This is a genomic window from Synergistaceae bacterium (assembly GCA_017450125.1).
GTDB lineage: Bacteria > Synergistota > Synergistia > Synergistales > Aminobacteriaceae > JAFUXM01.
On the sequence record JAFSWZ010000034.1, the window covers coordinates 142,262 to 168,835 of the forward strand.

A 26,574-nucleotide genomic window follows, 5' to 3' on the forward strand; every position below is an offset into this window, starting at 1 on the left:
CATTTGAACAAGATAAGAGTGTACGAACTGGCCAAAAAGTTAAACAAGAGCAACAAGGAATTGATAGCTGTACTGCAGGAGCTTGGTGTAACGGTGAAATCGCACTCAAGCTCAATTGACGCAGACATAGCGCAGACAGTAGAAAACCTGCTGAGCGAGGCACAGTCTCCCAAGAGCAAGCCAGAAGCCTCTCCCAAGCCTCAGCCTCAGCCCGCACCAGAACCCGCACCTAAGACACCCGCCGCACCTGAACCCAAGCCCGCCGCAAAGACCTCAGAACGCCCGCCCATCATCACTGTGATGGGGCACGTGGATCACGGAAAGACAACGCTTCTTGACCACATCCGCCACGCCAGCGTAGCAGCTCACGAGGCAGGCGGAATAACCCAGCACATCGGAGCATATGTCGTCATGCACGACGGCAAGCCCATCGTCTTCCTCGACACGCCCGGGCACGAAGCCTTCAGCGCAATGCGCATGAGGGGAGCTGACGTTACGGACATAGTGATTCTGGTGATCGGCGCGGATGACGGAGTGATGCCGCAGACACGCGAAGCCATCAGCCACATCAAGGCCGCCGGAGTTCCGCTCGTCGTCGCCATCAACAAAATCGACAAGCAGGGCGCAAAGCCTGACAGAGTCCGCCAGCAGCTGTCCGAGCTCGGCATATTCGTTGAGGGCTGGGGCGGAGATGTCGGAGCTGTGGAAATAAGCGCAAAGCAGGGCATCGGTGTTGATGACCTCCTTGAACGCGTACTGCTTGAAGCCGAGATGCAGGAGCTTAAGGGAGACCCCAACGCTACCCCTGAAGGCGTAGTCATAGAAGCACGTCTCGACAAGGGCAAGGGACCTGTGGCGACAGTCATCGTCAAGGACGGCACGCTGAAAGCCGGAGACACTGTGCTGTTCAGTTCAACGTGGGGCAAGACGCGGGCACTCTTCGACTGGGCGGGCAAGGCACTCAAGAAGGCCGGGCCAAGTACACCGGTGGAGATACTCGGGCTTGATGGTGTACCCAACCCTGGCGAAAAATTCACGGTCGTGAAGTCGGAACGCGAGGCACGGGATGCTATAACCGCCGCGAAATCCGCCGAACGTGAAGGCACTGCGGAGACTAAGCGTGCATCCTTCGAGGACTTGTACTCCAGCCTCAAGGAAGGCGAACTCCCTCACCTCAACCTTGTGGTGAAGTGCGACGTTCAGGGCTCGCTTGAAGCACTCTGCGCAGTCCTCGAGAAACTCGCGACAAACGAAGTCGGAGTGTCCATCGTTCATAAGGGAGTTGGCAGGATAGCAGAAAGCGACGTGATGCTTGCCTCAACCTCCAACGCAGTAATTATCGGCTTCAACGTCCGCCCCGACGGCAACGCAAAACGCATCGCTGACCTCAACGGCGTAGAGATACGCATCTACAACGTAATCTACGACATCATTGACGACGTGAAGAACGCAATGGCAGGCCTCCTAAAGCCCGTTCTCCGCGAAGACACGTTAGGCGAGGTCGAGATACGGCAGATTTTCCGCGTCCCGAAGGTCGGCAAGATTGCCGGCTCTCACGTAACAAGGGGAGTAGTGAGGCGTACTGCGCGCGTGCGTGTTATCCGCGACGGAATAGTGATCTGGGACGGCAGGATAGCGTCTCTCCGCCACCTCAAGGACGAGGTCAGGGAGCTTCGTGAAGGTATGGACTGCGGGATTTCGCTTGAAGGTTATCAGGACTTCGGGGAAGGAGACGTTCTCGAGGTCTACGATGTGATAGAGGAGAAGAGAAGCCTGTGAGCACGAACCTGCGGATGTCGCGCATCAACAAGCAGCTTCAGCGCGAGATTGCGTTAATCTTCGAGACACAGATAAAGAAGGCCAGCCTCAAGAGCATAATCATCACCGGCGTTGAGTGCACGAAAGATCTCATGAAGGCGCGGGTGTACTTCACTGCCCTCGAGGCACGGAAGCGTCCCGGCATTCTCAAGGACTTGAACGAGGTCAAGGGAGTGGTACGCGGTCTTCTCGGCCAGACAATAAAGCTGAGGAGAGTTCCAGAGCTGGAGTTCGTGATAGACACCAGCGAGGATTACGGCGCGCACATTGACGCGATACTTGACGGCTTGGGCTTCAGCAGCAATTACCGTCAGGGCAACAGCGAGGAGGAAGACTATGACGAATGACGACCTTATGCGGGCATCAAAGACCCTCAAGGCAAACCGCTCGTGGCACATCTTCACGCACAGGAAGGCCGACGGTGATGCGTGCGGTTCGGCTAACGCGCTGTTCGAGGCAGGGGTGAACGCCGGACACTCGGTGAAGTGGTCGAGCCCTGACGATGTTCTGCCGGACGGCTACGGCTACCTTCCGCACTTCAAGGAGCACAGCACGGCCGAAACCTTTGCCTTCGACGAGCCTGACACACTCTACGTGTTCCTTGACTGCTCGAACGAGGCACGTAGCGTCGGAGGTTTCCGGGACGGGCTGAACTCGCTGAGCATTGACCACCACGAGGACAACTCACATTACGCGCGGGTGAACTGCGTTGACGGCAAGGCATCATCAACGTGCGAGATGCTGTTCCGCGTCTTCAAGGCCGGAGGCTGGGACATCACACGGACAATCGCCGAGTGCCTCTACACCGGGCTGTTCACGGACACGGGGAGCTTCACGTTCTCGAACACATCCCCGCTCACTCACAACGTGGCCGCCGAACTAATCACGCTCGGAGCTGAACCCGGGCACATGACTGACCTCATCACGCAGAACAAGACTGTTGCAGGAATGGCGTTGTGGGGAGTTGCGCTGTCGCGTGTGAGGACGTTCGGTGAAGGGAACATCTTTGCTGTTACGCAGCTCTACGCTTCGGACTTTGCGGACACAGGAGCAGTTGCCGCAGAGACTGAGGGCTTGCCCGCATCGTTGATGAGTATTCGCGGCACTCTGTTCGCCGTAACCTTGACGGAATACCCCAACGGCTCAAAGCGTGTGAGTTTCCGAAGCCGTGAAGGCAGTCCCTTCGGAGCAGGAGAGATAGCGCGTCTTCTCGGCGGCGGAGGGCATGAACGTGCGGCGGGAGCATCGTTTGAAGGCAGTGTCGACGATGGCGTGAGGATGATGGAGGAGCTGTTGTTGCGGAAGTACCATGAATGCCGTAGTCCTGATTAACAAGCCGGAAGGGTACAGGAGCACGCAGTGTGTTGCGATAGTCCGCAAGGCACTCGGAGGCCAGAAGGCCGGGCACGCCGGGACGCTCGACAGCACGGCATCAGGGTTGCTTGTGGTGCTGGCCGGGCAGGCGGCGCGCCTGAGCGAATACGTTATGAGCCTCCCCAAGACTTACAGGGTAGTGATACAGTTCGGGAGCGAGACGGACACGGCGGACTATTCGGGTGAAGTAACGAGCTCTGTCGGCTGGAAGGACGTTGACCCGCAGGCAGCATATGACGCGCTGTACACGTTCACGGGGTGGAGAATGCAGGCACCTCCTCCAGTTTCTGCGGTGAAGATTGACGGTGTTCCGGCGTACAAGCTCGCGCGGAGCGGCCAAGAACCCGTCATGAAGCACCGTCCTGTGTTCTTCCGCCGTATAACAGTAACCGCCCCCTTCAGCCCTGACGACGGCACAATGACCCTCGAAGTCTCGTGCTCGAAGGGAACGTACATCAGGAGTTTGGCGCGGGACTTTGGGCGTATGCTTGGGTGCGGAGCTCACGTTAAGGCTCTGGCGCGCACGGCGATAGGGACATTCACTCTTGATGAGGCAGGTTCGCCGGAGGACTTCGCGCTTCTGCCGCTTGGCCGCCTCGCGGAGAATTTCACGCGTATACTCGTCGGCGAAAAGGACGCTAAGAGCTTCACCAACGGAATGAGCATACTTCTCGGGCACGCGGAAGGAATTGTGCGCGGAATTGCGCTGATGAACGGGTCTCTTTGCGTTGAAGGCAGGGGGTTCGTGGGCTTCGGGCAGTACGCTGGCTATGATTACGTCCGGCCGACAGTGATTGTGCCCAAGTAATAATCATGCTGATAACTATCGGAGCATTTGACGGCTTTCACAAGGGCCACGCGCAGCTGCTCAGGCTCTGCCGCGAAAAGTCTGGCGGCAAGGACTGGGGGGTAATGACGTTCAGCCCGCATCCCGCGCAGTTCATGAGGAAGCTCCCTCACACCTTGTTCACCAGTCGTGAGCGCGAACTAATCCGCCGTGTTCTGGGCATCCCGAAGATGTACGTTCTGGAGTTCAGCAGTGCACTGCGCAACCTTTCTCCCGGAACGTTCATTCAGATGATACGCGAGAGGTTCGGTGTTGACGGCATAGTGATGGGGAGTGATTTCCGTTTGGGACGCGACCGTGAAGGCAGCGCAGAAAGCCTCTCGAAGCTCGTGAAAGTCATCACAGTTCCTCTCCTCGACAAGTCAGAGTACTCGAGCTCCAACGCCCGAAAGTGTTTCGCCGCAGGCAACGTTGAGGAGGCCGCCGAAATCTTCGGTTATCCTCCGTTCATGATTAGCCGTGTGCTTCACGGACGGGGGCGCGGGCACGCGATGTCTTTCCCGACCGCCAACATCGACATCACGGACAGGATAATTCCTGCTTTCGGAGTGTACGCTTCTGCTGTGCTGGTGAACGGCGAGTGGCACTGCGGGGCGGTCTCTGTCGGGACAAATCCTACGTTCGGGGACGTTTCTTCGGCGCGATGCGAGGTGCACATAGAGGGCTTTGACGGCGACATTTACGGCACGGAACTGCCAGTGTTCTTTCTGGGGCGGGTGAGGGACATGAAGAAGTTTTCCTGCCCCGAAGAACTTGCGGCACAGATAGAGCACGACATAACGGAATGCCGGAGGATTTACCGTGATGCGACGGGGACAGCGGAGACGCGCAGGTTTCTTGACGAGGCGCAGCGAGTTTACAGCAGGCAGGAATTGAGCACAGAGGTTATAAGGCTGGTGGAAAAATGTATATAGATTCGCATTGTCATATCAATTCACAGGAGCTCAGGCTGGACGCACGGGGAGTTATAGCGCGCGCCAGAGACGCAGGGGTCAGCCGGATGGTGATAGTCGGGTGCGACTTCGAGGATTCGTGCGAGGCGGCCGCGATGTCGGAGGACTTCTCGCAGTTCGGGCTGTACGCGTCAATCGGCATTCACCCACACGAGGCCGGACGCTACGGCGCAATACCGCCTGAGTTCGCTAAACTTGTCCACAACGACAGGGTAGTAGCAGTCGGCGAGATAGGGCTTGACTACCACTACGACCATTCATCGAGGGCAGACCAGCAGAGGATGTTCGAGGCACAGCTTGACTTTGCGCATGAACACAACATGCCGGTAATCCTCCACATCCGCGACGCAATGAAGGAAGCGATGGACATCCTGAAGTATCACAGGGACTTGAAGCTGATGTTCCACTGTTACAGCGGCGGGCTGGAGTGGCTTGAACGTGTCATCGAGATGGAGGGCATGTGTTCATTCGGCGGGGCAGTAACGTGGACAGGCAAGGCTTCGGACGAACTCCGCGAAGTGGTGAGGCGCATCCCCATCGACAACATTCTTGCCGAGACGGACAGTCCCTACATGGCCCCCTCGCCGCTCAGGGGCAAGCTCAACGAACCCGCGAATGTCCGCTACGTTTACGCACGGATAGCAGAAGAGCGCGGCCTTCCGTTAGCTGAGCTCGAGGCCAAGATAGACAGCAACGCAGAACGGTTTTTTGAGTGGAGCATGATTAATGTTTGAGTTCAGGATAATCGCGGAGTGCCCGCATACGGGTGCGCGTGCCGGAGAACTCACGACACCTCACGGCGTGATACGTACACCTGTCTTCATGCCGGTGGGAACGCTTGCGACGGTCAAAGCGATGTCCCCGCGCGAACTTGAGGAGATAGGCTCGCAGATAATTCTCGGCAACACGTATCACCTCTACCTTCGGCCGGGCCCGGAGATTATCGGTGAGGCGGGAGGCCTTCACGCTTTCATGAGCTGGGACAAGCCCATACTGACCGACAGCGGAGGGTTTCAGGTGTTTTCGCTCGCACGCCTGCAGAAGATAACGGACGAGAAGGTGATATGCAGGTCTCACATTGACGGCTCATTGCTGGAGATGTCGCCCGAATGGTCAATGAAAATGCAGGGAGTGTTAGGGAGCGACATAGCGATGTGCTTCGACCAGTGCTGCGAGTACCCCGCCTCTCACGACAAGGCAGAAGAGGCTCTGCACCGCACGACCTTGTGGGCAAAGCGTTCGCGGGAACACTTCATGACGCACAACGACACCTCACGTCAGGCACTGTTCGGGATAGTTCAGGGCAGCGTGTACGACGACCTGAGAAGACGCAGTGCGGAGGAGATCTGCACGATGGATTTTCCCGGCTACGCAATCGGAGGCCTGAGCGTCGGCGAGAGCCACGAGGCAATGTATCACAGTCTCGACGTGCTCAATGACGTGATGCCCAAGCACAAACCCCGCTACCTTATGGGAGTCGGTTACCCGCCGAACATCGTCGAGGGCATTGCGCGCGGGGTTGACATGTTCGACTGCGTTTTACCGACACGCAACGGCAGGAACGCGACGGTCTTCACCTCGACGGGACGGCTGAACATGCGGGGAGCGAAATACGCGCATGACTTCCGGCCTCTCGACGAGAACTGCGACTGCTACACGTGCACGAACTTCACGCGGAGCTACCTGCGGCACTTGGCGATGTGCGGGGAGATTCTGGGTTCGAGGCTCTTTACGTGGCACAACCTGCACTTCACGATACGCCTCGCTGAGCAGGCAAGGGAAGCAATAATCGCCGGGACATTTCCCGAGTTCATTAAACACTTTACAGAGACATTCCATGACGACACAGAGAGCAACAGTTGACAGGTGGCATCCTGATCTGATGGTCATAGCCCGTGCCGCAAGAATAATCAAGAAGGGCGGGCTTGTAGCATTTCCGACAGAGACAGTTTACGGGCTCGGGGCTGACGCGCTGAACCCCGAAGCTGTGGGGAAGATTTACGAGGCGAAGGGCAGGCCGTCAGACAACCCGCTTATCCTTCACGTTGATTGCATCGCGCAGGCAATGAGGGTTGTTCACACCAACACAGCCGCAGAAAAACTCATGATGAAGTTCTGGCCCGGACCTTTGACCTGTGTACTTCCGGCCAAGACTGCGGTTGTCCCGTCAGTTACGCGCGGAGGCCTCGACACCGCCGCCGTGCGGATGCCCGACAACGTCATAGCCCTCGCGCTTATCCGCGAAGCCGGAACTCCCATCGCCGCACCGAGCGCGAACCTCAGCGGCAGGCCAAGCCCTACGGATGCAGAGAGCGTTATGGCGGACATGAACGGGCGCATAGACATGGTGATTGACGGAGGTAGCGGGCGCGTGGGGATAGAGAGCACGGTCATCGACCTCACGAATCCTCTCAGGGCAGTGCTGCTCCGGCCGGGAGGTTTGGGGCGCGAAGCCATCGAGGAAACGTTAGGGATGAGGCTCGCAGCTCCAGACGAGACGGGCGCGAAGAGGTCTCCGGGCACACGGTACAGGCATTATGCACCGTCAATCCCGGTGAAAGTCTGGCGGCGAACGGAGGACTTCCCGGAATGCGATTACTCTTCGGCGGGATACATAGGAGTTCACGAACCTGCGCACAAGACGGCAGAGGCTGTTCTCTGCGAAGATTTTGCCGGGTACTCACGCAAACTTTTCGCAGTGTTCAGGCGGTTTGAGGCTAAAGGTTTCAGCTGTATCATCGCGGAATGGCCCGATGAAGATTCTGGAATCTGTGAGGGACTTAGGGACAGGATAATACGCGCGGCTATGGATTAACCGACAAAGCCCGTTATGTATAATTAAGGCTACACAACTCAAGAAGGAGTGAAATGCGTATAAATGATCTGGATAATTTTAGCCCTGACGCTCGGAGCATCGATTACCTCGATAATACACGGAGTATTTATGCTGTTCGGCTCACTCTCCATAACGGGGGCAGCAATTCCCGGCATTCCCTCAACGATGCTGGCGATCCTGCCAATAATATCGGCTATCTTCGCACTCATCGGAGGAATAATAGCCTTCAACCGCAGCAAGTGGGGGGCACTGTTCCTGTTTATTGCGATGGGGCTGTGTATTCCTGCGCGTGATACCTGGCTCTACGGAGGGCTGTACTTTTTCGCCGGACTGTTCTGCTTCTTCCTGAGCGGCAAGAAGTCGGACGAGTACCAGGACGTCTACGATGATTACGGCGATGGCCAAGAGGACGAAGAAGCACCGTACCCCTACTATTCCGACGGAGCGGACTTCTACTACGAGCCGGAAGAAGAACCATCTCCCAGCATTCCGCTTGATGTTACGGCACAGCCGGAAGGAGGAGATGTTCTGCCGGTCGTCAACCCTGATCCCCCGAGAATGAGGCGTAGCAGGATCTCGAAGTCGTGCCCTGAATGCGGAGCTATAGTTTCGCGTGATGCGTTCTACTGCCCGACGTGCGGGGCAAAGTTATTCGTCATCTCGGATGACCCGGAAGCGGCTGCCGGGACGGGGCCTGTTCTGGCACATGAACCGCTCGAGCAGGAAGAGGACCTGCAGAGTGTGAACGAGCAGCTGTTTACGCCGGAAGAAGGAGATAATCCGCCCGGAGAGACTACAGCCGGATACGACGAAGGCGGCACGGCAGGAAGCCCGGAAGTCCCTAATTACCGGGTAGCAGTAAACCAAATGAGGCAGGAGGCAGAAAGGGCAATGGCATCGACCCGTCAGCGTAGCAGTACGAGAGCGAAAGATGCGGCATCAAGTTACACGGAGTTTTCGCGTTACACGAACAAGGGCAAGAAGCGCAGGAAGTCATTCGGCCGAAAGATGCTGAGTATGCTTCTGCTCGTAGGGGCGGTAGGAGGAGCGTTGTATTTCCTTCTAGGCTTGAGGAAGCTTCCGCCCGGAGACCTTCCGCCGATGAACCGGCCTGACCCTATACCGGCCTCCGACACGAGGAGTGTACAGCCGACACCGTCAACGCCGTCGACCCCAGCAAACGACACGCCTATAGCCGAGCCCGGAGAAGTCAGCGTGGGGGACAACAGCCTCCCGAACTTTACGCCCGAGCAAACGCCCCGCAACGGTGCTATAATCGGCAGCAACGTCAATGTACGCGCAGACCACACGACGAGTTCCGCCCGTGTAACGCGCCTGAGCGTAGGTACTCGCGTAGAAGTGATAGGGATGTTCAACGTGCCTTCTGGGCAGTATTCCGGCACGTGGTACAACATCAGGACGGGCGGACGTGAAGGCTGGGTTTACGGCAGATACCTTCAGCCGCTTGGTTCAGGCATTCCGGCGGGGTACAGCAACGGGCTGCTGAGGACGTTCGGCAGCACGAGGACGCAGATGATCGAGGCACTTGGCCAGCCGACGCGGAGCACGAGTTCCAGCGTGGAATGGAAGGGGCTGACTGCGACGGTGAAGGGCGAGGACATCACGAGGCTTCGTCTTACGGGCAAGGACAGGGAGCTCCAGAACGGACTTAAGCCCGGAGCGAGCCAAGACACTCTGCGGGACATCATGGGTTATCCTTCGAGCGTGAACAACAGGACGCTGAACTACAACGAGAACGGCAAGACGGGATTGAGCATACAGCTTGACCGCAACAACGCAATAAGCACGATCACTGTGAATGAAGTTCAGTGAAGCGCAGGACAAACAAATACCCCCTAGCTTGTGAGGCTGGGGGGTAAATTTTTTGCGCTGGATTAACGCTCTTTTCTCCTGAGGAAGAGCAGCGCGAGGAGTGCGAGTGCGGACGGGACGCTGCTGCATCCGCCGCCGTTGCTCCCTAATGTATCTGATGTTTCCGGCGCAGATGCCGTCGTTACCACAGGCGCGTAAGTAGTGCCCGCTTCCATGTAGGCCGCCGCGTTGACGCTCTTGCTGGCGGGGACGTTGGTTACTTCGTTGCCGTCGTCGTCGACGAACACGCACACATCCTCCTCAGCTTCAGCCGCCGAGAACTCAGCATTACGTGCATCGCTCTCCGGGAACATGTGCAGGATGATGATGTCGCCTACGTTGAGGTTCGAGAGGTCAACTGCCCAGACGTACACCGCAGACTTGGTTACCTGCATTACGGGGAAGATTATCGCTGGTGTCTCGTCTTCAGGGATAGCCGCCTCTTCTTCCGGGCTGAGGGATTCTCTCTCAGTTCCAGACGCACTATCCGGGAGTTCGACAACTTCGGTGTCGCCGCTCAGTACTCCCACTATGGCCTGAAGAAGGTCGACTATCCTTCCGGTTACCGTTTGGTTCTGCAGGTTAGCGGTCGGACGAGAAGGTCTCGCAGGCTTGGGCTCGACTGTCGGTGCGGGAGTGTCTCCGCTTTCGGTTCTCACGTCGCGGCTTTCAGGTCTAACGTCGCGGCTTTCGGGGTTCACGTCGCCACTGTCAGGTCTCACATCGCGGCTATCGGGTCTAACGTCTCCGCTGTCGGGGCGCACATCGCCACTGTCAGGTCTCACATCGCCACTGTCTGGTCTAACGTCCCCGCTGTCGGGTCTAACATCGCCACTGTCGGGGCGCACGTCTCCGCTGTCTGGTCTAACGTCGCCGCTGTCGGGGCTGGGATCAGGCTTATCACTGGGCTGAGTGCCGCTAATAAGTCTCACGTCCTCAGACGTTGCTTCTGCCGCAATCACAGGCGCGTACGTTCCGGCCTTAAGGTACACCGCCGCGTTGATGAACTCGTCCCCAGAAAGAACGTTCGCGAAGTTCACGGAGTCGTCCATGAAGATTGCTCCGTCCTTCTCGAACGATGCTTTTGCGTCAGAACTTGCCGTCGCCACAGCAGAGACATTGACCGCCGTCTCTTCCTTGTACGCGTGCCAGAATATTGCCGTACCGTTCCTCGTGATGTTGTCCACAGGAATGCGGAACACGTACACCGCGTCATCGTGAACCGTGAAGCGCGGGAGAATCACCGCCGCAAGCTGCGGAGTGTCCTCGCTGATTAACGCGGCCTTGAGTTCGTTGAAGACCGCGACAGCATCGCGTGAGGCCAAGAAGTCAGAGCTGACGAGAGAATGTATGTCGTAGCTCAGTCCGAGCCCGCTGAAGAACACGCTGACTTCTCCGTACACGTCATCAGAAACATCGCGCGGCATCGCAAATCTCGGCTTCACTGAGAGCCCGGCAATCCCTGTATCCTTCGCAGTCTCATCGTAGGCTGACGGGTCAAGAGGAATGTTGCTGTCGGATTCTTCCGGCTCATCATCACTGACTATAACCAGCCGCAGTGTCTTAGAAGCAGCATCCACGCTGTTCTCCACCCTGACGGTAACATCACCCGAGAACACCTCCGAAGGTACACCGCTGATTGTTCCGGCAGCTTCGTCAAGGGTGAGGCCTTCAGGCAGTCCCTCGACTGACCATGTTACGGGCTTTGTGCCAGTTGCCGCCAGAGATGCATTATAGCTCTCGCCGACCTTGCCTGACGGAAGGCTGTTGGTCGTGATCACAGGAGCAGCAGGTCTTATCACGAGCGTGTAGTTCTCTGACGCTGTAACTCCGCCGAGTGCCGCCGTTACTGTGATGTCAAACGAGCCTGCCTCTGAGGGAGTGCCGGTTATGCTGCCGTTCGCGAACGCCAGACCAGCAGGGAGCTTCCCGCTCAGTGTCCACGTGATGCTGTCTCCTGCTTCTGCGTCCGACGATGTCGCAGAAAACGTGAACGAGTATCTTTCGCCGTCTTTGCCCTCAGGGATGCTTGATGGCAAGGTAGCTATCTTTACACCCACTGTGAATGCAACTATCGTGAACTGCTTTGAGCTCTCTCCGGCTTCGTTGGAGGCTTTCACCGTGAACGTGAATGTTCCTGCCGCTGTCGGTTTGCCGCTGAGAGTGCTGCCTGAGAGCGTGAGCCATCCGGGAAGGCTGTCTGCTGTCCACGTAATGGGAGCTGTGCCCGTCGCCTCGAGGGTGATCGAGAGGTCTCTTCCGACACGGACGCGGCCAAGATCTGCTGAGGTTATGATGTCAGGCGAGACTGCTTCTTCGGGCTTCTTATTCACGCTGAGCTTTAGGGTTCTGCTGTCGGTGCTCGTGTCGTTGCTGGCGGTTATGGTTACGTCGAATGACCCGGACGCTGTCGGTGTGCCGGTGATTTCGTCGCCGGAGACGGTGAGGCCTTCGGGTGCGCCTGACATGGTCCACGTTATGGGAGTATAGCCGAGAGCTTCAAGGGCGAACGTGTACGGTTTGCCTTCCGCTGCGTCGGGAAGATAGCCGGTTACTATCGTGGCTTCGGGCTGAAAAGGCAGCAGCGTTACGTGAAGTAACTTTTCGCCTGCGGGCAGCTTCGTATCGTAGTAGTAAGTTACAGCACCCGGTTCTGCCAGCTGTGCTAGGCCTGTCGTCTTGTCGTAGCCGTCCATGCTGACATTCTCGAGCTTTGCTGCAGGAATGCTGACGTAATAGAAATTGTCAGTGCTGTGAATAAGCGTCATGCCTATGTGGTTCTGCGTCGAGAGGTCTGCGCTGGCCGCGTCAAGCTGTGTGTTCTTGTCGAGGTCAAGAGCCGTCAGCTGGTTGTTGAAGCAGTTTAGGTACGTCAGAGCTACGTTATTGCTCACGTCGAGGGATACCAGCCCGATGCTTGAGCAGTCCAGGTATGTCAGTGCGGTGTTTGCGCTCACATCAAGAGCCTTAAGCTGGTTACTGCCGCAGCTCAAGTATTTCAGGTCAGCGTTGCCGCTCACGTTGAGAGCTGTAAGGTCGTTATTTGAACAGTCCAGCATCGTTAGTTTCTTGTTCCAGCTGAAGTCAAGAGCTGTAAGGTGGTTCAGCGAACAGTTCAGGTACACAAGCTCAGTGTTCTTGCTGACATCAAGAGAGGTAAATTTGTTCAATGCGCAGTCCAAAGACTTCAGCGCAGTGTTTATGCTCAAATCAATTGATGTCATTAAGTTGCCGTAGCAGTCCAGACTTTCGAGGCTGGTGAAAAGCTCAATGCCCTTCAGTGAAGCTATCTCTGGAGTGCTTGTGTTCGTGCGGCGTACATTGATGCTTGTTGCGGCCGCAATCTCCGCGTCAGTCAAGTAACCGTCCTGGTCTTTGTCAAAGCTGGTATCTGCGCTCGCGACGTATGCCCTGAAGGTTTCGTCGGGGAATATCTCTGCGTCAATCTTGATGCCTTTGGGCTCAGATGAGGTTGCAGGGACGGTGAAGGCCTTGAGGCACGCATTGCGGGGCGTTGCGGATGCTGCTCCGTCGTTCCATGAAGTGCCACTGCTGGAAAAATAACTCTCTCCGGCGTTCACTACAGGCTCGGCATAGGGACTCCCGTTGCCCCAGTTCAGAGGCCACTCCATTGATGACCAGCTGCCTTTTCCGTTCATCACCACCGAGAAATAATGCCCGGCCTCGAGCGTTACCGTCTTGTCGAAACTCACCGTGTGGTATCCGGCATAAGGGCTGGTAACATCAACGCTCACGAGCAATGTCCCGCTTGTCGGCGAAGAAGGCGCGCTTGTTCCGAGATCGTACACGTAGATTTCATAGCTCTGGTTGTTCTCTACGGTGTAGAGGCTGACCTGCTTGAGAATCTCTTTTGCGTCGGTCTTGAAGACATTTGCCGCCCATGTGGAGGAGGTCTTGCCGCAATTTCCCAGAGGAGAATAATCGTAGAGCTTGAACGTCTCCTGTCTCGACTCGGTGATTATGGCTGTAACTTCGTCCATGTACTGCTCATAGGATATCCAGAAGTACCCGCCTTCTCCGTACCAGTCGCCCCACGAGTTGCGTGCGAGCCAAGCTCCCGGCTTTGACGGCCGCATGTCAGAGGAGAAATTCTCGACGGCGAAATTATCGTCCCAGCCTATCAGCACGATGCTGTGATTCGTCGCCGTGTCCTGCGTGTTGTCGAAGTACGCTGAAACCTTCACGCCGCCGACTGAGCTCGCGTAGGCATCCGCTCCAGCATAGTAACTTATGTCGACCGCGCCGTTCTCGACGATGAGGTTCTTGACGGTGTTCATCATTTCGTCGCCGCTGAGGACTCCGAGAGTGTAGGCTTCCTTGAGGTATATCCCGGACAGGTCGTAGCTCTCAGGCCACAAAGACGGAGCGGTGTAATTCTTGCTCTTGTCTGTTGGGTAAGGCAGGACTGACTCGCTCACAGTGCCGATGCGGCTGAAGAGTGCTATTGCTTGGTCTGCGTTGCCTCCCTGATCCAGAATGTCATCTTCAGCGTGGGGCTCGGAGAATGAATACCCGGTTCTCGGGTCGCCGTACACGAAATAAGCCACGTGAAACTCGGCCAAGTCCGCCGAAGTCCCAGCGTTCTGCGTCATCCAGCTCGACTCGGCCGCCGCAGTTGCCGCGAATGACCAGCAGGAGTTCCATGGACTCTGACTCCTGATTCCTCCGACACGGTCATACTGCCTCAGGTCATATGACACCGGCAGAGGCACAATCCCTTTCGGGGTCTTGCCTTCAGCGGCGGGACGCGGAGGGTTCTTCCAGAGGTCCGACCTGTCTATCGGGCTTGGAATAGCTCCGCCGTGCATATACTCCGGGTTTGCCGCCCATGACGGCATAACACACAGTCCGCACAAAATCCCGGCAACAATCATAATGCCGGCAAACTTGCTGCGCATAAAACATAACCTCCTATAATGAGATGTGAATAGCTGTATTATCGCACAAGGCACAAAAAAACTCCCCCCGTTCATGTGGGAGGAGTACTGATTTTCTCTGGCGCGGTTACTTCTTCTTTGCGCGTACGACTCTCTTCGCGGGAACTGTCGAGCTCTTCGACGTGGACGACGTGCTTTTGGCTGCTGTCGAGGATGACGGTGTCTTGCCCGTCGCGAGCACTGCTCCCCTGTACACTGCGTGCTTTGAGCCTGCCGCCGCTACTGACGCGAACGTCTTGTTCTCGCCCTCGTATACTGTGCCGTGAAGCTCGTTGCCCAGCATGTCGTAATGACGCAGATAGGTCATCGCGTACTGCTTGCCGTCGGGAGTGTATTCGTAGCCGTATTCCGTGAAGTACAGGCTTCCGGCAACTTCGGGGGAAAGCCCGAACTTCGACATGAGCAGCTCGATGGTGTCGTTCTTGATTGTGGCGTTGGTGTAATACTTCCTCGAGATTGCGAAGGGTACTCCTGCTTCATTCGTGCCGTAGTCGAGGATGTACCACTGCATTTTGTTGGCATCCTGCCCCAGATTCTTCTGCTTGGCCGCATCCCACGCAAATACAGGGGATGCAAGAGCGGCGATTAACAGCGCACATACTATTAACTTCTTCATGACTATAACGCACAGCCTTTCTCTGCTGAAAATTTAGGTGCTATTCTATCACAAATCCGTTATCTGGCTATTGCTCCCAGTCCATAACTTATGCTTCGTTCGTAGCCGTCCGAAGGCATGTTGTAGATCCTGCCGTCAACAATCAGCTCCGTAGAGCCGCCTCCGTCGAGGTTCAGGGCGTGAGTTACGTTTTGCGCGCGCAGAATCTCCGTGAGCTCGCTTATCGTTGCTCCTGACGAGTGCATTCCGTTGCGCCCGTCCACGATCATGAACACCCACTGCCCTGCGCTGTTGACACCTACAGCCGAACGCGGATGCCTCGCGGCGGTGAACGCGCTGGTGAAGTCCTCCTCCGTGCGGGCGGGAATCCCGTTGTCGATGAGCATCGGCCCGGCCTGAATGACGTTGCTCATCTCGTACACGGAATAATCTTCTTCCGTCGGAATGCCGAACACTGCCTCGTCGTTGTCGTCCCAGCCCAAGCCCCCGCGTCCCTCGTAGAGAGTGCCGAAATCACGCCCCCCGACCTTCAGCGCACCTATCGGGTAACCTTTCCCGCCCTTCTGCGCGGCGAAGAACCCGGCGTTGATGACCGCGCCTGTGTTGTTCTGGCGGGCAATCTGCGACAGCGGAGAAAGCTGGGTCGGGCCGTTCCTCGAAGCTACGGGAAGAATCTTCCAGTAAGACGGGTCAACCGTAACCATGACCCAGAAGCGCGGGACTATTCGCGTCTTGGGGTTGGTCATTGACGGAATCAGCCTGTACTTTATCTTGCGGAAGTTCAGGAACGCGATAAACCTTCTCGCCACAGAGAAATCTTCCAGCTTTGCGGTGCGTACGCCGGAATTATTGCCTGAACCTGTGAGGCCGGACTCTATGCCCTGAGACTTCAGGAGGTTCTTGACGTTGTTTGCGGTCTCGCGGTTCATCCCGTAAGCGTAGACCCTCCACGACGGAATCCCCGTCGGCACTCCTTCGCGGTGAATGTACACCCTGATTCCGTTGAGAGGGTTGCGGATCATGTTGAGGGTGAGGCTTCTGCCTGCCTGGATCACGCGCGACAATACTGCGTCATATTCCTTGTTGGTGAGTGCATTCGATGGGTTGAAGGTGTCGGCTTTGGCGAACAGCGGAGGGTTCATGTTCGTTGCGACGACCAGACACCCGCGCTCGAAGTCAGAGAGCTTCCCTGCGTCCCGAAAGCCTGAAGGGTAATCGGAGAGAAGCTCAGCCTCGAAGGCCAGGCCAAGACTCTCGATGCACCACCTTAGAGCCTCAATGCGCGTAACGGGCGAGTCGAGCTTGTCCACGTCGTCGGTAACGTAGCCAGTCCTCAGCATGAAGCCGCCCGGGTCGTCGAACTCTGCTTCCGGCGAACTGCTCCAGTCTATTCCGCGCGCGTCAAGAAGCCCGGAGAGGAAGGCATACTTGGTTACGGCCTCTGCCTGCGATGCTGTAAGGAACAGAATCACTATCAGGCACAAATGCTTAAGTTTCTTCATTATCTGTCAACCTCGCGTAAAATTTTGGTGAAACCTGATATAATTTACCACATCGCCTCTGCGGTATGCGTGATAATGATGAAGTTCTGAGCCAACACTCGTTTACTCAAGGCTAAGGCCGCAGACTTCATGTCTTTTCAGGGACGGGTCAGAACACTCGTTACACGGTACGCGCGGAGGTTTTGTCTATATCAGCCCCAAGTGCCTGCAAGCCTCAAGTATTCCCCCCTCGTCGATGTCCCCGCAAACGTAATCCGCCGCACTCTTCGCGTTCTCGTCTGCCCTCCCGACAGCCACACCGATTTTCGCCCGCGCAATCATCTCTACGTCATTCGGGCCGTCCCCGAACACAACAACATCATCAAGCGACGCACCTTCATGCATGATAACTCTCTCGATGCCGTTCCACTTCGATGAACCTCCGCACCGCACCTCCGTGAATGCGTGCATAAGCTCAACGGTTACACCCTCAGGCGGAGAGAAGAACAGCCCGTGCTCTGGGGTAAGTGTTTCGGGCGGAAGCATGATGTAGCAGATTATTGCGTGCTCGAGCTCTGAGAGCGAACGTATGCAGTTGTACCCTGCCTGAGCGTTGAAGTAGCTGAAGAACGGGGAAAATGCTTCCGTCGCGTACAGATAACGTTCATCAATCGCGGCTGTCAGGCTCGGGAATCTCCCTGCAACTTCGCGGAAACCGTCAAGCTGTTCATCAGGGAACATCGCGCGGTGAATCTCCTTTCCCCTCACGAAGACCTGCGCACCTCCCGAGCACACCTTGTAATCAATCCCGACCTCTTCAGCCGCCAGTCGTGCGAGAAATGCCCCCCTGCCTGTGGCTATCGCGGGAACGTGTCCGGCCTCGCGCAGAAGCCTCACAGCCTCGCGTGTCTCCGGCGGAATGTGGGGAGTTCCCTTGTGGCTGACTAACGTATTGTCGATGTCAAAGAATATGTACTTCATGAATCATCCTCCATTAATGAAGGTAGTATATCCTACGAACTTCTTTTTTCTTGACGCTTGAGCCCGCAAATGATATTTTTAGCTTAACCCATTGTAGGAAGTAGGTATTAACACGTTGGAACATTTAAGTAGACTTGCAGAGGTCTGCTGCCAGAAGAATGCGGTAATGAGATTCTGCTCGCAGAACAGAGAGATGAATCTTGCCGAACTTCTCGACGTGCAGGCCGGAAAGGTGAAAGCTAACCGCAGAATCACTCCGCTCTATGAGCCTGAAGATTTCTTCGTGCAGGCAGAGAGTTTCGCCGCTGAACGTGTCGGCCAAGAACTCGCCGCAAAAGTCGCTGAAGCATTGAGGCTCGGTGCAATAGGTACTGCGGATCATCACGGCGGTATATATTGTGCGCAGACGTTCCAGTCAGATCTTCTGTTCGGGCAGATTCTGCGTAAACTCGGGGTGGGGGGGGGGGGGCAACAAGGTCAAGTTAAGGTAAAACCTATATTATCCTGCGGTCAGGTGAAATTGAGCAGCTCGACATGGGCAAAAGGTATCTCGATTTTTTCGGACCGCGATAACATAAGGAACATTCCTATTTTCCCGTTCAACCCCAAACTGCAATTAGCATTCAGTGCTCCGACAATCAATCAGGAACTACTTTCGCGCTTCCGTCATCGCTTCGTTGACATTCAGGATCCCGGCCCGATAGAACATGCACTCGACGAAATACTACGCACGGCATACGAGACAGCGTACGCACAGAACAGCGTAAGGTTCGAGGATCAGGTTACAAGGATAGGCGCGACACTTTCACGCGGACTGTTCAGCCAGTCAGAAGATGCGCCTGTGATTGTCTACCTCGAAATTGAGAGCCTCTTGACACCCCTGCTGCTCCGGGAACTTTCCGACAGTGATTCGCTCGTATCACGTCTCCTGTTTGATAAACGCTTCAACAAGTATCTTGCAGCCGAGACACTGTCTGATGTTATCTTCAAGATGGCAGATGACCAAGGGCAGCTTGTCAGAGTAGACATGACTTCAGAGCATACATTGTACGGGACAGATCTTAAGGGTAATGAAATTTCTATCCCGATGGAGCGTCAGACTATCGTAGGCCTGATTGAACAGCGCAGATTAATTCCAGGCGTGTTTCTTACCTCACTTCTTACTGTCTTTGAACGCGGCCTGACCTGCTTTAACGGTGTCTTTGCCTCGCTGTATACCCCAATGTGGCAGAAAGCTCTAGTGCACATGCTCGAGGCAGAAGGCATGAAGCATGAAGCTGAAGTGATAGGCGAGTACGACACGACCGGCTATGTGTGCGGGCCGGTATTCGCTGTGTGTCAGGGGGACGGGTATATCACTCCTGCCGGGCCTGTAGAGTTCTGGCGGGCAAAACCAGACTTCCGCACGCTGGAGAAACTCATGAATGAAACTCGCCTGTGGGACTCGCAGTTAATGGGTCTCACCATTATGTACGACGACCTCGTGAATCATCATGAGCGTGAAGACGGGTGGTACAGAGCCATAACAGAAGGCTCTAGAAATTCTTTCAAGGAGAATGTGATTATCAATGTATAACAGGAAGAAGTTTTTTGTGTCTGCATTGTCGCTGATGATGATGCTTTGTGCGTTCGTCCCTGCTGCGTTCGGCGCACAGGAAGTTGACATGCCCCCTCACCTGAAGCCGGACGGAAGCAAGTACCAGTTCGCTTACATCGACTATGACGAGTATATGCCCGCGAGCACGCAGTTCTTCCACATCTTGGCCGGGCTTCAGGAAAGAGGCTGGATTAAGGAAGGCGGTCTTCCTTTCACGATTAACGACATCGAGACAAAGCGCATGTCAACCCGTGAAATGTATTCAGCACTGCAGGAGGCCGATTTGGGAGAATACATCGCGTTTGCGAAGGGTGCGTTCCACTATCTCGGCTACGAAGAAGCATCGCAGGTTGAGCAGGATCTCAGAGCCCGTGCCGGAAAAGGTATAGACTTCGTAATCACGTTCGGGACAAGTGCCGGTGTGTTCGTGAAGAATCTGGGGCTGCCGATTCCTATGGTGGACTTTTCCGCAACTGACCCTGTAGCGTCGGGGATTATCGCCTCGTCAACAGAAGGGAGCGGAAATCCTAACGTATGGGCACAGGTTGAGCCGTCTTTTGCGCTGAGGCAGATAAAGTACTATTACTCCTTAAAGCCGTTCAAGAAGCTGGGCGTGATAATTTACGGGGACGAAATAATCTCAGGCCTTCCCGACATAAAGAAGACTTCACAGCAGAACAGCTTTGATCTCGTTGTGTACCACATCGACGAACAGCCTAGAGAAACTGCGGCGGAACAGCAGCAGTATTATCAGCTTGTTGAGGACAAGTTCAGGCAGATGTCGGGTGAAGGTATTGATGCGTTTTATCTGACTGTAGACCTGATTAATGACCCAGAACGCTTATACCCCATAATTTCCCTGCTTTACGAAAAAGGTATCCCTGTTTACCTGATGGACGACCCAGTGAACGTGAGATACGGAGTGTTAATGCTCGTTTCGGCGTACGACTTCGAGAACGTCGGGCGTTTTGTGGCTGATGCAATCGTAAAGATATTGGGCGGTGCAGAGGCCGGATCTCTTCCGTGTGTTTATGCCAGCGCGCCGAGCATCTACTTCAACTACGAGGTTGCCCGCAGAATAGGCTACCCGCTGCACTTCGAGTTTCTTGCGGTGTGCGATGAGATTTTCACGAAGGTAGGAGCACAGTGATGGCCGGCAAGAGGAACATACAGCGTTCTTATGTGCTGCTGCTCGTTGCCATTGCTGTATTCGCCGTGAATTTCGTGGCGGTGCTGAGCTACCTGAACTACCGCTCAATGGTGATCGAGATGGAAGAGAAGCTGATTGCGCGTGTCGAGAAGGAAGCAATCTCCTCGATGGAAGTTGCGCTGAGTTTCGGCAAAGACTTCCGCAACTACTACGGGATACAGGACGTTTTCAGGACATTCGAGGCGCAGATCAAGGGCCCTCACACGTTCATTCTTGACGCAGATTTGAGGCTCCTCTACGAGACCGACAGCAACACATCCGCGACTTCGGAGCAGGTCGCGGGATTCCTTGCTGATAACTCCGTACGCCGTGCGATGAAGGATGCCGCATCACAGGACAGCCTGCGGACAGAACTGAACGAACGCAAAGCGATATTCACCCCCATTCATGCGGATGAAAACATCGCCGGTTACTTCGGGTGCTTATACACCAACGATATTTTCAGGGAAGGCCTGAGGCCTATCTTCATGAGAGTCGTGATATTCGACGTGATTTTCTCGCTGATTGTGTGTGCGGCTCTCGTTGCCTTCCTCTGGACAGTGCAGAGGGAGTCATTCGTCCAGCAATACGGCAGGATTAATCACGGGCTTATGCGGTTCTTGTCGGTGCTGATAATCGAGCTCGTCATCTTGGGCATTTCAGGTACGGTGATGTACAGCTACCAGCAGGACTACAGAAGCAGGATAGAGGACTCCGTAAGATTCTCTCTCCGCAACATCAGCGAAACCATCAGGCGCGTCCGTTCTGAGGGGGTAGACCTTGCGGAAGTCCCGGATTTGAGGAACTACATAGAACGCCGAGTGAAATCGCTGGAGATTCTGCACAGGACAAGAATAACCGACAACATTTCTGATATAAGGCTGACGAACGAAGATCCGAGACAAATGGTGTTCCAGCTCGATACGGGAGATGCAAACATTTCGTTCTACTTTGAGGCAGAAGTCTCGGAGGTGGCAATGCAGAGGCAGAGGCAGGAAACATTCTTTGTGCTTCTGTCGACGATGATAATCCTGCTGATATTCATCTACGAGCTGATTAACCTCCTGAAAATTTTTGAGATAAAGGATGAGCGTACCAGTCTGGGATTTTCTGAGGGGCAGATTGCGCTCTCACTGCGCTTCTTCAGCTTCCTGTGCTGTGCGGCAGAATATCTGTGCGTACCGTATGCAGCTATGATGATTCGTGAAAGCGGGGAGGCACTTTTCGGCCTGTCTGTCGGAATGACGGCGGCACTTCCGCTCACAATAGAGTCATTCACGCAGTTCATAGCGACTGCGATTTTCCCGCGCGTCGAGAAAAGAATCAGCGTACGTTTTGTGCTGATATTCTCGGCAGTGCTTATGATAGCCTGCAACATAACAACGTTTATTGTCGGCGGAGCGTTGACCGTCGTAACATGCCGTGCCCTTGCCGGTATCGCTTATGCCGGAACAAAACGCGTCTCTAACTTCCTGATAACGCAGGGCTACGAGACAGAAATAGGCCGCAGCAATAACATCGCTCAGGACAGTGCGGGCGTTGTTGCCGGGCTCACGTGCGGGGCAGGTATGGGCGCTATCCTCGCATCTAACGGCGGCTACGGGGTAACGTTCCTGTGTTCGTCGGTCGTGTTCGTGTTCTACTTCATGAGCACGCTCACTATGATTCCGTGGAAGGCTCTCTATGACCGCAAGAACAGTGTCTGCGATTTGGGAGCACGGCCGGTAAGCATGATGGATCTCGTGAAAATACTCGTGTCCCGCGAGGTTGCATTCTTCTGCGTTGTGGTTGCCGCGCCGTTATTCATCGGCACAATGCTGTGCATGACGCTTATACCCGCAATCTGCCAGGAACAGGGTATCTCTGGTGTTACTCTGTCTTACTGCTACATAGTCAACGGCTTGTCGGGTATCTACGTCGGCCCGGCTCTCGTTGCGAAGGCGAAAAAGTACTTCGGCTCGTATCTTCCTGTTGCGTTCGTGTTCGCTCTTACGGCGGCCGGGTTATTTGTCGCTAAGCTCCCTCCCGTCGCAATGATGGTGATTCTCACGAGCCTTATTCTCGGCCTCATCGACGGACTGGCGACCCCAATAGCTACGGACAGCTTCATGAGCCTTGACATCGTGCGGAATTACATCGACGAATCCACAGCCCTCACGTTCTACAACATACTCTCCTACCTTCTCATGATGGCAGCTCCCGTAGCCGCTGAGTTACTGCTTCTCCCGTCCAACGGCATAATCTCACCTATGGCGGTAGGTGCGTTCCTTTACGGGCTTGCGGCAGCAGTTATCGTGATGAGCAGGATGTTCACGGGACGCAGGAGCGCGGCAGCATAACATGCAGAATTTCATGAAAGCAGAGGTAATAATCTGATGGCAGAAAGAAAGAAAATGCCGCGTTCATATGTATTAATGCTCGTTGCAGTTGCTGTGTTCGCGGTGAACTTTATAGCAGTCTTGAGCTATCTCAACTATCGCTCTATGGTCATGGAGATGGAGGAGAGGCTGATAGCCCGTGTCGAGAAAGATACTATCTCATCAATGGAGGTAGCGTTGAACTTCGGCAAGGATTTCCGCAATTACTATGGCATTCAGGACATATTCAGGAGCTTCGAGATACAGTTCAGCGAACCGTACTCCTTCATCCTTGATAATGACCTGAATCTCCTCTACGAGACAGACAGCAGCAGAACGATAACTCCAGAACAGGCAGCGAGGTTTATTGCTGACGAATCCGTGCGCAAGGAGATACAGGCAAACGCAGGGCAGGAAAGCATACAGGCATCACTTGACGAGCACAAGGCTATCTTCACTCCCATACGCATTGACGGGGAAACGGCCGGGTATTTCGGATGCATCTACACAAGCGGTATGTTCAGGGACGGCATGAGGGATATTCTCAGGAAGGTTCTCGTTCTCGACGGAATATTCTCGCTGGTCGTGAGCCTTGCACTCGTGATATTCATTTGGGTTGTGCAGAGAGACTCATGGATTGAGCAGTATGGTGAAATGAGCAACGGCCTGATGAGGTTCGTAGCCGTCCTGATAATAGAAATCGCGGTATTAAGCTTCTCTCGTTACGTAATGACTGACTTTCAGCATGACTACAGGACGAAGATAGAGAACTCCGTGCGTCTGTCGCTGCGGAACTTGAGCGAAAGTGTCAGGCGCGTACATTCTCAGGGAGTCGAGCTGTCGGAAGTCCCTGACCTCAGAGACTACATAGAGAAGCGCGTAAAGTCTCTAGGTATACTTCACAGGACGCGCGTAACCGACAATATCTCGGACGTAATGCTGACGCAGGAACAGTCTAACTTGATGATGTTCCGCCTAGAGACCGGCGAGAACACCCTTCCGCTGTACCTTGAGGCCGAAATCTCAAACACAGCGATGGAGAGGCAGCAGCAGGAAACGTTCTTCGTGATTCTGTCGACAGTAATTATCCTGCTGATGTTCACGTTCGAGCTGGTCAACCTGCTGAAGATCGTCGAGGACAAGCAGAAGCATTCCGGCACAGGATTTTCGGAGGAGCAGATAGGGCTCACGGCGAGATTCACGAGCTTCGTCATCCTTGCGGCAGAGTATATCTGTATGCCTTTCGCGGCGATGATGATTCGTGAGAGCGGAGAATCTCTGTTCGGGCTGTCAGTCGGTATGACCGCAGCACTTCCGCTCACCGTTGAACCTCTGATGCAGATGCTCACGGAGATGATTATTCTCCCGAAGCTCAAGGTTGATGTCCGGGTGAGGCTGCTTGCCGCGACGGTTCTCATGGCTGTGTGCAACATCACGACGTTCATAGCCGGGAGTGCTCTGGTTATCGTGGTATGCCGTGCGCTGGCCGGTGTTGCGTTCCAGTGCCTGAGGTGCGAGCGCATAATGATTGTGTCGGGCTGCGAGACGGAAGAGGGTCGCGTCAACTGTATCACGCAGAATGCAGCCGGAATGATGGCAGGAGGTACGTGCGGTGCAAGTATGGGGGCTATTCTTGCGGCAAACGGCGGGTACGGAATAACGTTCGCGTGTTCTGCCGTAATGTTCGCAGTCTACCTTGTGAGCGTGTACACGATGGTTCCGTTCAAGGCTATGTTTGCCCGTGAGGTTTCGGCATCCGGCGAAGAAGAGAAGCCCGTACGCCTTAAAGACCTGCTGAAGATTGCCCTGTCCCGAGAGGTTGTATCTTTCAGCGTGATAGTTCTTGCGCCGCTGTTCATCGCAACGATGCTCTGTATTACGCTTATCCCTGCAGTCTGCCAAGAAGAAGGCATCTCTGCTATCACGCTGAGCTACTGCTACATCCTGAACGGTATTGCGGGAATATACATCGGCCCTGCTCTTGTTTCATGGGCGAAAAAATATCTCGGCTCATATATTCCTGTCGCGATCGTCTTTGCTCTCACGGCGGCGGGTATTTTCGTCGCGAAACTTCCTCCTGTCGTAATCATGGTAATCATCACCAGCACGATACTCGGCCTCAATGACGGTCTTGCTTCTCCTTTGGCTACAGATACTTTCCTGAGCCTGAAGGTTATAACCAGCAATGTTGATGAGGACACGGCACTGGCGTTCTTCACGATACTGTCATTCCTCATGACGATGGCAGCTCCTACGGCGGCAGAACTTATGCTTTTACCGTCAACAGGTGCTATATCACCCGCGATGATAGGTGCGATGCTCTATGCTCTTGCTGCGGTGGTTATCGTTGTCAGCAGAATGCGTGCGGGGGGGAGGAAGCCGGCATGATGAATGAATTTCCCGGAATTGCAGGACGTTTGCGGGAGCTTGGTTACCGTCCTGTTACAGCGGAGGACTATAACACGTTCGCACCGTACTATGACGAAATGAACGAAGCGTGGTCTTCTGCGCTCTCATTTGTCTGTATACTGGCATGGAGTGATGCTGTACCGGCTTTCTACAAGGTAACGGGAAGGCTCATCACATGCCTGCAGTATGACGGCACAGTCCAGAAGTGGACGGCAATACCCTTCATCGGGCACTACTCGGACGAGAGTTTCGGAGAGGCCTTCAGTGTTCTGCGTTCCGACATGAGGGCTCTGGGGCTTCCTATGCTTATCGTTGATGCGAGTGAATGGATGCTGCCGTTCTATCAGGGAGTCAGCGGTGTCTTCTGGAACGTTGAGCGTCCGCGCAAATGGATGGACTATATTTACCGGCGCGAAGATTTCGTGAAGTCTATGGAGAGTTCTGATTTCCGCTACCGTTACCGCTACTTCCTCCGGCACTTTTCGCCCGAAACAGTTCCTCTCGGCCCGGAGCACCGTGAAGAGTGCATGAACCTGATGCGTGAAGCGTGGTGCTCGTCTCATGAATGTTCCGAGTGTTTCGCGTGTCCCCTTAAGGCTGTCGGAAGGGTCGCCGGAGCAATGGGCACAATCGGTGCGGAAGGGCTTCTTGTGCGAGTGAACGGAAAAGCGGCGGGGTTCTGCGTCGTGTCGATGCGTAACGGTGTCGCTGTCTACGAGTTCAAACACGCCAACAACCGCATGAAGGGTATCAACGAGTACATGCTGAAGGAATGCTTCACACGGTTTCTGTCCGGCGTTGAGGAGATAAACTTCACGGAGGACATCGGGAACGAGGGCTTGAGAGCGTACAAGTGCAGGCTTGCTCCCTACACTTTGGCGGCAAGAATAACGCTAAGCGCAATGGAACTGCGGGAGGCGACTCCTGAAGAAGTCCGGCTGGTGTACGAACGGGATCTTGTTGAAGCGTTTCCGTACGAGGAACTGCGGACACTGCCCGAAATCGAGGAGCTTATCCGGCGGGGAAAGTATAAGTTTCTGTGCCTTCATGACGGCCCGGAGATTGTTGCATCACTCACCCTGTATTCAGCAAAGCCGGGCTGGATGTTGTGGGACTACCTTTATGTTAATCCTTCACACAGAACTTCATTTCTCGGCTCACACTTGATACGCTCTACGGTGAAACGTTATCATGACAGCGTGATAATCGCAGACGCAGAATCCCCAGAACACGCGCCTGACCCGTCATTTGCGAGGAAGCGTCTGGCATTGTTCAGGCGTACAGGA

The 26,574-nt window shown here is 55.0% G+C and carries 18 protein-coding genes; 14 read left to right on the plus strand and 4 right to left on the minus strand.

The window, feature by feature from the left end; genetic code table 11:
- Positions 1-3: 3 nt before the first annotated feature.
- From infB to IJT02_07975, 9 genes are all read left to right on the plus strand, one after another.
- Positions 4-1,779 (plus strand): translation initiation factor IF-2, encoded by a 1,776-nt coding sequence (infB, locus tag IJT02_07935; protein MBQ7544856.1) that lies wholly within the window; start codon positions 4-6, stop codon positions 1,777-1,779.
- Positions 1,776-2,165 carry a 30S ribosome-binding factor RbfA gene (gene rbfA / locus IJT02_07940; protein ID MBQ7544857.1) on the plus strand — a complete coding sequence of 130 codons (390 nt, stop codon included), beginning with the start codon at positions 1,776-1,778 and terminating at the stop codon, positions 2,163-2,165. Before infB ends, rbfA begins: the two co-directional genes overlap by 4 nt.
- Complete coding sequence (locus IJT02_07945) at positions 2,155-3,150, plus strand: bifunctional oligoribonuclease/PAP phosphatase NrnA (protein ID MBQ7544858.1); 996 nt, start codon at positions 2,155-2,157, stop codon at positions 3,148-3,150. Before rbfA ends, IJT02_07945 begins: the two co-directional genes overlap by 11 nt.
- Positions 3,128-4,000: a tRNA pseudouridine(55) synthase TruB gene (gene truB, locus IJT02_07950; GenBank protein ID MBQ7544859.1), complete on the plus strand. Its 873-nt coding sequence runs from the start codon at positions 3,128-3,130 to the stop codon at positions 3,998-4,000. The genes IJT02_07945 and truB overlap by 23 nt, the downstream gene beginning before the upstream one ends.
- Before the next feature lie 5 nt (positions 4,001-4,005).
- Positions 4,006-4,953 (plus strand): riboflavin biosynthesis protein RibF, encoded by a 948-nt coding sequence (locus IJT02_07955; protein MBQ7544860.1) that lies wholly within the window; start codon positions 4,006-4,008, stop codon positions 4,951-4,953.
- On the plus strand, positions 4,944-5,726 hold the full coding sequence (locus IJT02_07960; GenBank protein ID MBQ7544861.1) for a TatD family hydrolase: 783 nt from the start codon (positions 4,944-4,946) through the stop codon (positions 5,724-5,726). Before IJT02_07955 ends, IJT02_07960 begins: the two co-directional genes overlap by 10 nt.
- Positions 5,719-6,855: a tRNA guanosine(34) transglycosylase Tgt gene (tgt, locus tag IJT02_07965; protein ID MBQ7544862.1), complete on the plus strand. Its 1,137-nt coding sequence runs from the start codon at positions 5,719-5,721 to the stop codon at positions 6,853-6,855. The genes IJT02_07960 and tgt overlap by 8 nt, the downstream gene beginning before the upstream one ends.
- Positions 6,830-7,807, plus strand: a complete 978-nt coding sequence (locus tag IJT02_07970; GenBank protein MBQ7544863.1) for a threonylcarbamoyl-AMP synthase — start codon at positions 6,830-6,832, stop codon at positions 7,805-7,807. The genes tgt and IJT02_07970 overlap by 26 nt, the downstream gene beginning before the upstream one ends.
- Positions 7,808-7,870: 63 nt before the next feature.
- Positions 7,871-9,661: an SH3 domain-containing protein gene (locus IJT02_07975; protein ID MBQ7544864.1), complete on the plus strand. Its 1,791-nt coding sequence runs from the start codon at positions 7,871-7,873 to the stop codon at positions 9,659-9,661.
- 62 nt (positions 9,662-9,723) lie between these two features.
- Here the strand turns inward: IJT02_07975 and IJT02_07980 are convergent, their stop codons facing one another.
- The 4 genes from IJT02_07980 to IJT02_07995 all read right to left on the minus strand — a co-directional run bounded on the left by IJT02_07980 (position 9,724) and on the right by IJT02_07995 (position 17,736).
- Positions 9,724-14,619 carry a putative Ig domain-containing protein gene (locus tag IJT02_07980; protein MBQ7544865.1) on the minus strand — a complete coding sequence of 1,632 codons (4,896 nt, stop codon included), beginning with the start codon at positions 14,617-14,619 and terminating at the stop codon, positions 9,724-9,726.
- Positions 14,620-14,725: 106 nt separating this feature from the next.
- Positions 14,726-15,274: a hypothetical protein gene (locus IJT02_07985; protein ID MBQ7544866.1), complete on the minus strand. Its 549-nt coding sequence runs from the start codon at positions 15,272-15,274 to the stop codon at positions 14,726-14,728.
- A gap of 59 nt (positions 15,275-15,333) precedes the next feature.
- Positions 15,334-16,776, minus strand: coding sequence for a phosphodiester glycosidase family protein (locus tag IJT02_07990; GenBank protein ID MBQ7544867.1), 1,443 nt, complete (start codon positions 16,774-16,776; stop codon positions 15,334-15,336).
- Positions 16,777-16,962: 186 nt separating this feature from the next.
- On the minus strand, positions 16,963-17,736 hold the full coding sequence (locus IJT02_07995; GenBank protein MBQ7544868.1) for an HAD family phosphatase: 774 nt from the start codon (positions 17,734-17,736) through the stop codon (positions 16,963-16,965).
- A gap of 115 nt (positions 17,737-17,851) precedes the next feature.
- Between IJT02_07995 and IJT02_08000 the strand changes: the two genes are divergently transcribed.
- The 5 genes from IJT02_08000 to IJT02_08020 all read left to right on the plus strand — a co-directional run.
- A complete protein-coding gene (locus IJT02_08000; protein ID MBQ7544869.1) occupies positions 17,852-19,312 on the plus strand; it encodes a hypothetical protein in 1,461 nt (486 codons plus the stop codon).
- Positions 19,305-20,483: a hypothetical protein gene (locus IJT02_08005; GenBank protein MBQ7544870.1), complete on the plus strand. Its 1,179-nt coding sequence runs from the start codon at positions 19,305-19,307 to the stop codon at positions 20,481-20,483. Before IJT02_08000 ends, IJT02_08005 begins: the two co-directional genes overlap by 8 nt.
- Positions 20,483-22,861 (plus strand): MFS transporter, encoded by a 2,379-nt coding sequence (locus tag IJT02_08010; GenBank protein ID MBQ7544871.1) that lies wholly within the window; start codon positions 20,483-20,485, stop codon positions 22,859-22,861. The genes IJT02_08005 and IJT02_08010 overlap by 1 nt, the downstream gene beginning before the upstream one ends.
- 36 nt (positions 22,862-22,897) lie before the next feature.
- Positions 22,898-25,267, plus strand: coding sequence for an MFS transporter (locus tag IJT02_08015; protein ID MBQ7544872.1), 2,370 nt, complete (start codon positions 22,898-22,900; stop codon positions 25,265-25,267).
- Positions 25,264-26,574: hypothetical protein (locus IJT02_08020; GenBank protein MBQ7544873.1), on the plus strand; the 1,311-nt coding region annotated here is incomplete at its 3' end. The genes IJT02_08015 and IJT02_08020, both read left to right, overlap by 4 nt.